The following is an 11969-nucleotide window of genomic DNA, read 5'->3' as shown; positions in this document are numbered from 1 at the left end:
GTCGTGCCGACCGGCCGCCTCGCGCGCCTGGCGCGTCTCTCGACGTCCCGGCGTGGTCGACAGCGCATGCGCGCCACCGAGGAGTCACGCCCTAGGCGTCGCGCGCGGCGAGCTGGACCTGTTCGACACCCCACCCGAGCGCCTCGTGCCGTTCGACGCGCCAGCCCGCGCGCTCCGCGAGCCGGGCGACGTCGTCGGGCGTGCGTGGCGCAGAACCGGTCGTCGCCAGCGAGAGCAGGGCGCGCTCGTGCGCGTGGGGGCTGAGACCGTCCGGCGTGAAGTCCTCGACGAGGACGGCGCGCGACGCGGCTGCGCGCATCGCGACGAGGAGGTCGACGACCTCGTCGTCGGTGCGGTGGCCGGTCCCGAGCGCGCTCACGGCGACGTCGGTCGCGGGCCACGTCTCGGCCGTGGCGTGCGTCGTGGACGCTCCGGCCCGCTCGCGCAGGACCCCGAGCGGGACCGTCTCCTCGACGAGCGTCGTCGCGCGGTCGCCCGGGACCTCGGTGAGCAGGTCCGCGACGACGAGCGCGCCGGGACCACCGAGCGCGACGGACCGTGCGTCCGCCCAGACCGGCCACGTGCCGAGGCCGGTGAGCACGTACGGGAGCACGTCGGCGCCCTCGACGACCTCCGCGGCGCGGTCGGCGTCCGTCTCGACCTCGGCGCGCAACGACCGGCCGCGCGCGCGTGACCATGCCGGGCCGCCGTCCCGCAGCGCGGGGGCGAGCGCGGCGAGCGCCAGGAGGGCGTCCGCCTCCAGGCCCTCGTACTCCTCGCGCTCGTGCTCGTCGTCGAGGAGGTCCTCGCCCGCGTCGCCCAGGGCGACCGTGTCGCCGTCGAGCGTGACGACGCCCGACGCCGCGAGCACGCCCACCAGGGCGCGGAGCGCTCCCGGTGCGGTGCGCGCGACCTCGGCGAGGGTCGCGGCGTCGCGCGGCCCCGCGCCGAGCTCGTCGAGCAGGCCGAGCTGGAGCGCGGCGCGGGTCGCGAACCAGGGCACGGGAGACGGGACCCCCGTGGGCTGCGGCTGCGCCTCGGCCGCGGGTCCCGGTGCCGGGGCGGCCGCCGGCTCCGCGTGCCAGTAGCCCGTGACGTCGACGTGCGTGCGCGGCACGGCGCGCTCGCGCGTCAGGTAACGCCGCACGGGCAGGAGCGCGCGGCTCTCGCTCGCCGCCCACGCGTAGACCTGGCCGGGCCACCACTCCAGGGCGCGCACGGCCTCGTCGAGCGCGGCGCGGTCGCCCTCCGGCGCGACGACCCACCGCACGGTGTCGCCATGTCGCAGCGCGAGGTCCTGCCGGGCCTCCTCGGCACCGATCGTCACGACGACCTGCACGGGCACGTCGACGGGTCGTTCGTCGAGGAAGCGCCCGATCGCCGGCAGCGCCGTCTCGTCGCCCGCGAGCAGCGCCCAGCCGACGTCGTCCGGCCAGACGGTCGAGGCCTTCGGCCCGACGAACCACAGCTCGCTGCCCGGGCGCGCGGACCGGGCCCACGCTGCGGCCGGGCCGTCGCCGTGCAGCACGAGGTCGAGGTCGAGCTCGCCCGCCGCCGCGTCCCAGCGGCGCGGCGTGTAGTCGCGACCCTGCCGGTTCGGCGCCGGCGGCCAGTCGATGCCGTGCGCGCGCTGCACGGGCAGCGCGGAGGCGACGTCGCCGTCGGACGCGAGCACGATCTTCACGTGGTCGTCGAACCACGGCGCGTCGAACGCGGGCATCGGCAGGCCGTCGCGCTCGAAGGCCCCGAGCTCGGGCCCGACGAGCGTCACCCGGCGCATGCGGGGCGTCACGTCGACGACGCGCGCGACCTCGACGCGCCGCAGCACCAGCGGGTGCGTGCGCAGGCGGTGCTGGGCCATCAGGAGAACTGCTCCTCGACGACATCGAGCAGGGCCATGGCCTCGTGGTAGTCCCCGCGGATCGTCCACGTGGGCAGCTCGTGCGCCGTGCCGGCCGCGAACGACGGCAGACCCGCGTACACCGGGTCGGCGGCGAGGGCGTCGACGTCGATCTCCGCGCCGTTGAACCCGATCACGAAAACGTTCGGCGCGCTGACCACGGAGGTCACCTGCTCGGCCGAGACCTCGAACATGTCGCCCCCGGGCGTGTACGGCTCGGCGCCGGTCTGCTCCTGGATCGGCTGGATCGCGAACCCGAGCCGCTCGAAGATCGCGGGCAGGCCCTCGCCCTCGTTGAGCGCGAACGTCTTGCCCTCGGACGTGAGCGCGAGGAACGCCGTCTCGCCCGCGGGGACGGTGATGGACCCGCCGACCTGGGCGAGACGCTCGTCGTACCCGGCGACGAGCTCGTCGTACGTCGCGGCGTCGTCGAACACGTCCTGCGCGAGGAACGCGAACTGCTCCTGCCACGTCGTGTACGTGCCGCTGACGAGCACGGTCGGGGCGATCTGGCTCAGGCCGTCGTAGACGTCGGTCGCCTGCTTGAGCGGGAAGCCCCAGCCGCCGCCGACGATGAGGTCGGGCTCGAGGGCGAGGATCGCCTCGAGGTTGAAGCCGTCGGCGCTCCACTCGATGAGCTCGGTGCCGTCGGCCTCCGCCTCCTCGGCCCAGAAGGTGGAGAACGCGGGGTCCGGGTCGTCGGTCACCTCGGGCACCGTGGCGAGCACCGGCACGTCGAGCGCGTACAGGTATCCGGCGAGGGCGTGGTTGAGCACGACGACGCGCCGCGGGTCGGTCGGGACGGTGACGTCGCCCTGGTCGGTCGTCACGACCCGCTCGGCGGTGGTCTCGGACGCGGTCGACCCGGAGTCGGCGGAGGGCTCGGCACCGGAGCCGGACGGTGTCGTCCCGGCGGAGCAGCCTGCCAGGGCGAGCGTCGCGGCAGCGACGAGCACGCTCAGCGCGGCGAGGGGACGGCGGGCGGGGCGACGTGACGGCAGCATGGAACCTCACACTCGGCAGCAGGGACGCGGGGGCCGCACGGCGTACCGGGGCGCACCTCGCGAGGTTAGGCTAACCACACCTGGCGGACGAACCGCGTCCGAACGTGACACGACCTGTCCCGAAGACGACACGGCGACCTGGGCCCGCGAGCCCGGGGGAGAGGAGGGCGCATGACCCCGACCGCGCTGGGCGCCGTCGTCCCCGAGCACTCCGTCCGCTTCCTCGGGCACGACACCCACGCCCACGAGGAGCCGCACCTCGTCCACGTCGTCGCGGGCACCGCGGAGCTCGTCGTCGACGGCGTGGCACTGACCCTGCGGACGCACGAGAACCTCTGGCTCGCCCCGCGCGTCCCGCACGCGATGCGCCTCCCCGGCGACTCGATGGCGCTCGGCCCGGTGCTCTCGCCCGGGGTCGAGCCGCCGACGCGCGTCCGGCGCCTCGGCGTCGTGCCCGCCCTCACCTCCGTGCTGACGGCCGTCCTGTGCGCGGCCCCGGCGACGCCCGAGCAGGTCGCACCGTTCCGCGCCGCGCTCGAGGACGTGCTGCGGGGGCTCGCGGGCGACTACTTCGTCCTGCGGCTGCCCGTGCACCCCGTCGCGCGGGCCGTGGCGGAGGAGGCCCGCCGGGGCGTCGCGACGCTCGGCGAGCTCGCCGACCGGCGCCGCGCCAGCGCGCGGCACGTCCAGCGGCTCTTCGTCGAGGAGACCGGGCTCGCGTTCGGGCGCTGGCGCACGCGCGCCCACCTCAACGTCGCCGTCGCCCGGCTGCGCGGCGGGTCGCAGCTCGACGCCGCGGCCCACGCCGCGGGCTACGCGACGCGCGCCGGCCTGCTGCGCGCGCTGAGCCGGGAGACCGGGCTCCCGGTCGCCGACCTCGCGCGCGACCCGGTCGCGGCGCTCGCGGCGCGTCCGCCCGAGCGGTCGGGGGACCGGGTCGCGCCGGCGAGCGCCTGAGCTACGCCTGCGCGGCCGTCGGACCGGCCGCCCGGACGACCCGGTAGCGCAGCGCGGTCCGCGCGCCGAGCTCGTCGACCCGCACCTTCTCCAGCGTGGCGGGCGCCTCGCCGTGGAACAGCCGGACGCCGCCCCCGAGCAGGACCGGCATGACCTCGACCGCAAGCTCGTCGACGAGCCCGGCGGCCCAGAGCTGGTGGAAGACGTCGGCCCCGCCGATGAGGGTCACGTCGCGCTCGCCCGCGGCGGCGCGGGCCTGCCGGACCGCCGACTCGACGCCGTCCGTGACGAACGTGACCCACAGCCGCTCGTTGCGCTTCGGGGCGACCGGAGGGGGCGTGTGGGTGACGACGAAGATCGGCACCTGGAACTCGTAGCCGTCCGCGTAGCCGTCGGGGTCCGGGGCCATGTCGTACGTGCGCCGGCCCATGAGGACGGCGCCGGTCCGCTCCTGGAGCTCTCGCAGGTACGCGCTGCTCGCCAGCTCCTCGAAGTCCGCGTACAGCGCCTCGATGCTTCCGTCGGCGTCCTGGACGTAGCCGTCCAGCGACACCGCTGCTCCCGCGACCACCGTGGCCATGCCGTCCTCCTGGGTTCGAGATCCTGGGTCGTGGGGTGAGACCCGACCCGCGCCGCCGACTCATCGGTCCCGGCATCGCCGACCCACCACCACGACCCACGACTCGCGAGCCGTGGGCACGGGACACTGGGTACATGACCGTCGAGAAGGATGCCGTGGACCTCGTGCCCGGAGACGCGCAGCCGTCCGCCGAGGTCGCGGACCCTGCCGTGCTCCTGGCGCGCGTGCGGGCTCTCCGCGAGCGGTCGGGCGGCGGGCGCGTCGTCGTCGGGATCGCGGGCAGCCCCGGCGCCGGCAAGACGACGCTCGCGACCCGGCTCGTGGAGGCGGTCGGACCGGAGGCCGTGCACCTCCCGATGGACGGGTTCCACCTCGCGAACGCGACGCTCGACCGGCTCGGCCGTCACGACCGCAAGGGCGCGCTCGACACGTTCGACGGCGACGGCTTCGTCGCCCTGCTGGGCCGGGTGCGCGACGAGCGCGACCGCACCGTGTACGCGCCGTCGTTCCACCGCGAGGTCGACGAGCCCGTGGCCGGGGAGATCGCGGTCGAACCGTCGCACGGGGTCGTCGTGGTCGAGGGGAACTACCTCCTGGTACCCGAGGACCCCTGGGGTCGGGTGCGCGACCTGCTCGACGAGGCGTGGTTCTGCGGCACCGGCGCCGCCGAGCGCGAACGGCGCCTCGTCGAGCGGCACACGCGCCACGGGCGCACCGTCGAGGCCGCGACCGCCTGGGCGCACGAGGTCGACGGGCGCAACGCGCTCCTCGTGGAGTCGACCCGCTCGCGCGCCGACCTCGTGGTGTCCGGCGCGATCCGGTTCGACGTCGTGCGTCAGGCGAGGTCCACGTCGGCGTAGAGGGCGGCGTGGTCGGAGGCGGCGTGCGTCGCCGACGTCATCGTGTCGTAGTGGGGGAACAGCGTCCCCTTCGTCCCGCCCCAGACGCCCATGCGGAACACCGACCCGCCGACGGTGCGGTCGAACAGCGCGGGGGACAGCAGCACGTAGTCGATCTTCTGGCTCGCGGTCCCGTTCCCGTACGTGCCGGGCCTCCCGTCGCCGCGGAACGCCGGGTGCTCGCTGACGTCGCGCAGGTCGGTCCGCTCGAGCAGAGGTCGCAGCGGGGTGGACGACGGGGTGTCGTTGAGGTCGCCCACGACCACGACGTTCTCCTCGCCGCGGGCGCGTAGGCCTGCGTAGATCGCGGCCGTGCGGGTCGCCTGCCGGCGTCGTGTCGCGTCGGACTCGGCCTGCGTGCCGTAGCCCTTGGACTTGAAGTGGTTGACCAGCACGGTGAGCGTGCCGCCTCCGGGCAGCTCGACGACGTACTCCGGGCAGTCGCGCCCGAACACGAGGCGCCCGCGCGAGTCGCGGTCGTCGACGTGCGAGCGCACGGTCCCGATCCGATACGGCCGCGTCGTGAGCAGCCCGACGTCGATCCCGCGGTCGTCGTTGCCGTCGATGACCAAGACGTGCGGGTAGACGGGACGCCCGGACGGCGTGACGACGCCCGCGTCCGTGAAGTGCTTGAGCGCGACCCGGCTCTCGGCCTCGACGACGGCCAGGACGTCGGCGTCGACGTCGGCGACGACGCGGGCGGTGTGCGTCATGGCGAGCTCGTCGACCCGGTCCTTGACGAGGTCGACCCAGCCGACCCAGTCGCCGCGCCCGGTGGCGACGACCTCGGTGCGCGCGGTGCCCGCCGCCTGCGAGCCCGTGCGGCGCACGAGCCGGCCGCGCACCTGGCGCAGGACCGCGAGCGCTGCGGCGTCCGAGCGCAGCAGGCCGAGGGTCTCCAGGTGCTGCAGGATCTCCGCCCGCACGCCCGGCCCGTACTGCTCCTCGGCGAGGAGCGCGTTGACCCGGGCGTGGGCGGCCAGGACGGCGTTGCCGCCCGTGAGGGGGCCCGCCATCGCGCGCGGGCGCTCGAACAGGTTCTCGACGTTGAACGTCCCGATCCGGAACCTCGCCATCGTGGTCTCCCTCGCGCGGTCCGGGACCCGGGATGGGTGCGAGACGCGGACCGGCTCTACCGGGAGGGAGGGCGCGTCGCCCGGTCCCGGACGGTCGACGGCGTCGCGCCCCGGGAGGCAGGGTGCGGCCGCGGGGAAGCCCGGCCGGTGTCACCGCCACCGGCCGGGCGGCCTGGGGAGCCGACCGTGGCGCCGGTCGGCGGACCCGTCAGCGTCTGCGCGGGGCGGGCGCCGACGGGTAGATGTCGCGGAACGCGGGCTCGAACGGGCGTCTGCGCATCCGCAGGCCGGCCTGCTCGGGCGTGCGGCCGCCCTTGGCGGCGTTGCACGGCTCGCACGCCGCCACCGCGTTGAGCCACGTCGTCGTCCCGCCCTGGCACCGCGGCACCACGTGGTCCATGGTCGTCGCGGTCCCGCCGCAGTAGGCGCAGCGGTACCGGTCGCGGCGCAGCAGCGCCGCGCGCGAGTACGGCACGCGGCCCTGGCGCTCGTACACCCACCGGGTGTGCACGTACCGCACGAGCGCGACCGACCGCGGCCGCTGGTACGGGCCGAACGTCTCGCCCTCGACGGCCTCGAGCACCTCGGCGACCCGCCGGTGCAGCATGCGGATGGCGTGGCGCAACGACACGCGGCCGATCTCCTGGCTGCCGCCGAGGTTGTAGATGACCACCTCGCTCATCGTCGCGCCTCCTGTCGTGTCGGTGGCCGTGGGGGCCGTGAGGTGGGGCGTGACCTGGGGTGGACGACGAGAGCCGCCCCAGGACGGTGCCCCAGGACGGCTCTGCAGGTGGACGACGTACGTCGTCTACCTGAGGAGCGCCCTTCGGGACGGGTCGGTGGACCACTGGTGCAGCACGCGGGTCCACCTCCCCTTCACCGGTCGTCATGATCGTGCGTCCGGGCGGGTTCGACCGGACGCCACGAGGCTATGCCCGCGATCGCCTGACGTCCACGATTTTGCGCGGGCAGGTCGCGGGCGTCAGGCGTCGGAGCCTGCCGGGGCGGGCGCCGGGCGGGGACCGCGGGCCAGGGCGAGCTGGACCAGCAGCGCTCCCGACAGCACCCACACCAGCCCCGCGGCCGAGATCGTGCCGCCGGCGAGCCAGGCCACCGCTCCGGCGGCGACGACGGGCACGGCGAGCAGGGCGGCGGTGCGCCCGTCGCGCAGCGCGGCGTGCACCCCGGCGGACACGAGCCCGTGCACGGCGAACGCGCCGACGAGCAGCGCGAGCTCGCCCGGGTCGAGCGCGCGCGCCGGACGGTCCAGGACGCCGCCGAGCGCGCCCGCGAGCGTCGCGAGCGCCCCGGTGGTCACCAGGTGCAGGAACCACGCCGAGCGCGGCGGCACCCCGGCGGGACGCAGCAGCGCGACGCCCGCGTAGCCCGACCGCACGGTGAGGGCCCACAGGGCCACCAGCAGCGTGAACGCGCCCGCTCCGGCGACGAGGAGCGTGCGGTCCCACTCCGCCTCGCTCGCGGCGTCGATCGCCTGGATGAGGCCTTCGCCGAGCACGATGATGACGAAGAGGCCCAGGCGCTCCCCGAGGTGCGGGACGTCGCTCACGGCCGCGTCGACCGTCGTCGGCACCTCGACCTCCTCGGCGCCCCTCGCGCCTCCCGCCCCCCGCCGTCCGCCACGTGCGCGCCTCTCGTCCGCACGCCCCACGGGCGCGCGCCCGTCACGCCGTCGGCGGTCGCGCCGGGCGCCCGGTCCGCGCCCCCGGCGCTCGCGGACCTCGTCCAGGCGTTCCTGCGCCCGCTGGACCAGGCGCTCGCCCGAGAGCGTGAGGAGCAGGAGGAGGTCGATCGCGAGGCCGACGGCCCAGAGCGTGTACCGCGTCTGCCCGTCGAACCACCACGACACGATCCACGGCACGACGCCGGTCAGCGCCTGCACCACGGGCAGGTCGACGACGACGGTCGTGCGGCGCCACGGTCGCGCGGCGACGAGCCGACCGACGACGTACGCGACCGCGAACGCCTGCGCGTGCTCGTCGTGGATGCCCGGGACCGCCGCGATCATCACCGCGAGCGCCGCCATCCCGCCGAGGATGGGCAGCGCACGGGCGCCCTCGCCCGCGACGTTGCCGTACGTGGTGAAACAGGCCCACACGAGCCAGAACGCGGTGTACGCGACGACGTAGAGGGCGAGCCCGCCGCGGTCGTGGTCCTCCTGCAGCAGGTGGGCGAGCATCCCGATGCCCGCGACGACGACGAGGTCGAAGAAGAGCTCGAGCCACGACGCGTGGCGCTCCTCGCCGACGGGCGACGTCCCCGCGGCGGGGGCAGCGGCCGTCACGGCTGCGGGGTCTGCGCGGGCTGCGGCGGGGTCTGCGCGGGCTCGAGCGGCAGGTGCACGACGAACCGCGTGTCGCCGGGCACGGACGTCACCGTGAGGTCGCCGTGGTGCTTGTTGACGACGATGCGCCACGAGATGTCGAGGCCGAGCCCGGTGCCCTGCCCGACCGGCTTGGTCGTGAAGAAGGGCTCGAAGATGCGCGGGCGCACGGCGTCGGGGATGCCGGGGCCGGTGTCGGCGATCTCGACCTCGGCGCGGTCGTCGACGCGCCGCGTCGTGACCGTGAGCGTGCCGGACCCGCCCATCGCCTGGGCGGCGTTCTCGACGAGGTTGGTCCACACCTGGTTGAGCTCGGCGGCGTAGACGGGGACGGGCGGCAGGGTGGTGTCGTAGCGCCGCACGACCTCGACGCCCGCGAGCGAGTGGTCGAGCATCGTCAGCGTGGAGTCGAGCAGCTCGTGCAGGTCGACGGGCCGGAACGGCGCCCGGTCGAGCTGGGAGTACTGGCGCGCCGCGCCGACGAGGGTCGAGATGCGCACGGTGGCGTCCTCGATCTCGGCCATGAGCTGCTCGGTCTCGATCGTGTACGCGAGCCAGCTCACGGCTCCGGTGAGCGCGCCGGCGTCCACGCGCTCGGCGACGCGGTCGAGCCAGGGCTCGTCGATCCCGGCCTGGACGAGCGCGGGGGACACGCGCCAGCCCTCCGGGAGGCCGTGGTCGTCGAGCCAGTCCGTGAGCCGGTCCTCGAGGTCGGACGTCTCCAGCGCGCCGACGGCGTCCGCGGTCCGGGTGTCCGCGTAGCGCTCGAGCGCCTCCTCCTGGAGCCGGATGAGCTCGGCGAGGGTGGCGCGGTCGTAGGGGCCGTCGGCGATGAGCGCGAGCTTGTGCCGCATGGCGGCGACACGCTCGCGCAGGGTCCCGGTGGCGCGCACCGCGGCGGCGGCCGGGTTGTTGAGCTCGTGCGTGAGGCCCGCGGACAGCGACCCGAGGGCGAGCAGCCGCTCACGCTGCCCGACGAGCTGCTGCGCGTCGCGCGTCCCCCAGAAGACCCCCTCCAACAGGTGCACCGCCATGGGGAACCACTCGGTCATGAGCTTGGCGAAGTCGTGCGCCTCGAGCACGAAGAAGCGCGAGGGCTCCAGGGCGCGCGCCGAGTGCAGGTAGGTCTGGGGGAGCCGGTCGCCGAGGTAGGCGTTCCACGCCCCGAGGTACACGCCGACCTGGTGCGTGCGCGAGACCTCGACCTCGTCCTCGCCGACGCGCCGGTAGAGCGCGACGCCGCCGTCGAGCAGGACGTAGAACGCCTCGGCAGGCGTTCCCTCGTGGAACAGCCAGCCCGCGTCGTGGCGCTCGACGTGGCCGGTGGCGCACAGCCAGGCGAGCTGGTCGTCGGTGAGGTGCTCGAACAGGAACGTCGCGCGCAGCTCGTCGACGTCGCACGGCAGCCACCCACGGGCGGCCGCCGCGGCGGAGGCGCCCGGGGTGGGCGGGGTCGTGGTGGGGTCCTCGGTGCTGGTCACGGTGTCGCCTCCGGGGTTCGGGTCGGGGCTGTGTCGCGCGGGACGGGACGGTCAGAGCTGTTCGAGGTAGCGGTGCACGAGCATGACGGCCATGGCGCCCTCGCCCACGGCGGACGCGACGCGCTTGGCGGACTCCGCGCGCACGTCGCCCGCGGCGAAGACGCCCGGCACGGAGGTCTCGAGGTGGTAGGGCGGGCGGTCGAGCGTCCACCCGGCGGGCGGGACGCCGTCGCGCAGCAGGTCGGGACCGGCGACCACGTACCCGCGCGGGTCGCGCGCGACGACGCCGTCGAGCCAGTCCGTGCGGGGCGCGGCGCCGATGAACACGAACGCCCAGCCGCACTCGACGCGCGAGGTCTCGCCGGTGTCGACGTCGTGCAGCTCGAGGTGCTCCAGGTGGTCCTCGCCCGACGCCGAGACGACCTCCGTGCGGGTCAGGACTCGCACGCGCGGGTGCGCCTCGACCTGCTCGACGAGGTAGGAGGACATGGACCGGGCGAGCGAGTCGCCCCGGACCACGAGGGTGACCCGCTTGGCCTCGCGGGCCAGGTAGAGCGCCGCCTGTCCCGCGGAGTTGGCGCCGCCGACGACGTACACCTCCTGGTCGTGGCACGCCGTGGCCTCGGTGAGCGCCGACCCGTAGAACACGCCGCGCCCGACGAGGTCCTCGAGCCCCGGTCCGTCGAGCAGCCGGTAGGACACGCCCGAGGCGAGGATGACCGTGTGGGCGTCGATCGACGTCCCGTCGGGGAAGCGGACGCTGCGCGCGGGCCCGTCGACGTCGAGCTCGATCGCGTCGCGCGTCGTGACGATCTCCGCCCCGAACCGCACCGCCTGTCGCCGCGCGCGCTCGGCGAGCTGCGCGCCCGAGATCCCGTCGGGGAAACCGAGGTAGTTGTCGATGCGCGAGCTCTGCCCGGCCTGGCCGCCGGTCGCGGTGCGCTCGACGAGCACCGTGCGCAGCCCCTCCGACGCCCCGTACAGGGCGGCGCTCAGCCCGGCGGGGCCGCCGCCCACGACGACGAGGTCGTAGAAGTCGGCCGTGGGCCGCGTGGCGAGCCCGACCCGCTCGGCGAGCGTGGCGTCGTCGGGCGCGACGAGCGCCTCGCCCTCGGGCGTGACCACGAGGGGGAGGGCCTCGCCGTCGGTCTGCGCCGCGGTGAGCAGCCGTGCGCCCTCGGCGGACTCCGACGGGTACCAGCGGTAGGGCACGCGATTGCGCGCGAGGAACTCGCGGACCTGGGACGAGCGCGCCGACCACCGGTGCCCGACGACGACCGTCTCGGCGGGCCGGCGCCGGTCGGTGGCGGACCACGCCTCGAGCTGGGCGTCCACGACCGGGTAGAGCTTCTCCTCGGGCGGGTCCCACGGCTTGAGCAGGTAGTAGTCGAGGTCGACGACGTTGATCGCCTCGATCGCGGCCTCGGTGTCCGCGTAGGCGGTGAGCAGGACGCGCCGGGCGGCGGGGAAGAGGTCCATCGCCTGCTCGAGCAGCTCGACGCCCGTCATGCCGGGCATGCGGTGGTCGGCGAGCACGACGGCGACGTCCTCGCCCCGCAGCGCGAGCTCGCGCAGCGCGTCGAGCGTCTCGGCGCCCGACTCGGCGCGCACGATGCGGTACCGGTCGCCGTACCGGCGGCGCAGGTCGCGCGCGACCGCGCGCGAGACCCCGGGGTCGTCGTCCACGGTGACGATGGCGGGGCGGGTCGTCGCGACGGTCGGTTCCACACG

At 75.4% G+C, this 11969-nt stretch carries 10 protein-coding genes; 2 read left to right on the top strand and 8 right to left on the bottom strand.

Annotated elements, in window-relative coordinates:
• Nucleotides 1-91: 91 nt before the first annotated feature.
• Together JOE63_RS12380 and JOE63_RS12375 are read right to left on the bottom strand one after the other, a co-directional pair.
• Nucleotides 92-1861: a siderophore-interacting protein gene (locus JOE63_RS12380; RefSeq protein WP_204541709.1), complete on the bottom strand. Its 1770-nt coding sequence runs from the start codon at nt 1859-1861 to the stop codon at nt 92-94.
• Nucleotides 1861-2904 (bottom strand): Fe2+-enterobactin ABC transporter substrate-binding protein, encoded by a 1044-nt coding sequence (locus JOE63_RS12375; protein WP_204541706.1) that lies wholly within the window; start codon nt 2902-2904, stop codon nt 1861-1863. Before JOE63_RS12375 ends, JOE63_RS12380 begins: the two co-directional genes overlap by 1 nt.
• Nucleotides 2905-3075: 171 nt before the next feature.
• On the opposite strand from JOE63_RS12375, the gene JOE63_RS12370 reads away from it, so the two are divergent.
• Complete coding sequence (locus JOE63_RS12370; RefSeq protein ID WP_204541703.1) at nt 3076-3861, top strand: helix-turn-helix domain-containing protein; 786 nt, start codon at nt 3076-3078, stop codon at nt 3859-3861.
• A gap of 1 nt (nt 3862) precedes the next feature.
• Here JOE63_RS12370 and JOE63_RS12365 read toward each other — a convergent pair whose 3' ends face one another.
• Nucleotides 3863-4441 (bottom strand): dihydrofolate reductase family protein, encoded by a 579-nt coding sequence (locus tag JOE63_RS12365; protein WP_204541700.1) that lies wholly within the window; start codon nt 4439-4441, stop codon nt 3863-3865.
• 134 nt (nt 4442-4575) lie between these two features.
• On the opposite strand from JOE63_RS12365, the gene JOE63_RS12360 reads away from it, so the two are divergent.
• Nucleotides 4576-5301 (top strand): nucleoside/nucleotide kinase family protein, encoded by a 726-nt coding sequence (locus JOE63_RS12360; protein ID WP_087472097.1) that lies wholly within the window; start codon nt 4576-4578, stop codon nt 5299-5301.
• Here the strand turns inward: JOE63_RS12360 and JOE63_RS12355 are convergent.
• The 5 genes from JOE63_RS12355 to JOE63_RS12335 form a co-directional block, all read right to left on the bottom strand.
• Nucleotides 5277-6416, bottom strand: coding sequence for an endonuclease/exonuclease/phosphatase family protein (locus tag JOE63_RS12355; RefSeq protein WP_204541697.1), 1140 nt, complete (start codon nt 6414-6416; stop codon nt 5277-5279). The two genes, JOE63_RS12360 and JOE63_RS12355, sit on opposite strands and share 25 nt — an antisense overlap.
• Before the next feature lie 208 nt (nt 6417-6624).
• Nucleotides 6625-7098, bottom strand: coding sequence for an HNH endonuclease (locus JOE63_RS12350; protein ID WP_087472095.1), 474 nt, complete (start codon nt 7096-7098; stop codon nt 6625-6627).
• Nucleotides 7099-7398: 300 nt separating this feature from the next.
• Entirely contained in the window at nt 7399-8718 is a 1320-nt protein-coding gene (locus tag JOE63_RS12345) for a low temperature requirement protein A (protein WP_204541694.1), read from the bottom strand.
• The gene (locus JOE63_RS12340) at nt 8715-10238 is read right to left on the bottom strand and encodes an ATP-binding protein (RefSeq protein ID WP_244286155.1); all 1524 of its coding nucleotides are present in this window, start codon (nt 10236-10238) and stop codon (nt 8715-8717) included. The genes JOE63_RS12345 and JOE63_RS12340 overlap by 4 nt, the downstream gene beginning before the upstream one ends.
• Nucleotides 10239-10289: 51 nt before the next feature.
• Nucleotides 10290-11966 carry an FAD-dependent oxidoreductase gene (locus JOE63_RS12335; protein ID WP_087472093.1) on the bottom strand — a complete coding sequence of 559 codons (1677 nt, stop codon included), beginning with the start codon at nt 11964-11966 and terminating at the stop codon, nt 10290-10292.
• Between the last annotated feature and the right edge of the window lie 3 nt (nt 11967-11969).

This window comes from Cellulosimicrobium cellulans, assembly GCF_016907755.1.
GTDB classification, from domain to species: Bacteria; Actinomycetota; Actinomycetes; order Actinomycetales; family Cellulomonadaceae; genus Cellulosimicrobium; species Cellulosimicrobium cellulans_D.
Note: the sequence above shows the minus strand (reverse complement) of the source record. Positions and strands in the feature narration are given on the sequence as shown.

Coding starts and splice junctions, on each gene's coding strand:
- JOE63_RS12380 (WP_204541709.1), bottom strand. CDS start 1,861: ATGGCCCAGCACCGCCTGCGCACGCACCCGCTGGTGCTGCGGCGCGTC.
- JOE63_RS12375 (WP_204541706.1), bottom strand. CDS start 2,904: ATGCTGCCGTCACGTCGCCCCGCCCGCCGTCCCCTCGCCGCGCTGAGC.
- JOE63_RS12370 (WP_204541703.1), top strand. CDS start 3,076: ATGACCCCGACCGCGCTGGGCGCCGTCGTCCCCGAGCACTCCGTCCGC.
- JOE63_RS12365 (WP_204541700.1), bottom strand. CDS start 4,441: ATGGCCACGGTGGTCGCGGGAGCAGCGGTGTCGCTGGACGGCTACGTC.
- JOE63_RS12360 (WP_087472097.1), top strand. CDS start 4,576: ATGACCGTCGAGAAGGATGCCGTGGACCTCGTGCCCGGAGACGCGCAG.
- JOE63_RS12355 (WP_204541697.1), bottom strand. CDS start 6,416: ATGGCGAGGTTCCGGATCGGGACGTTCAACGTCGAGAACCTGTTCGAG.
- JOE63_RS12350 (WP_087472095.1), bottom strand. CDS start 7,098: ATGAGCGAGGTGGTCATCTACAACCTCGGCGGCAGCCAGGAGATCGGC.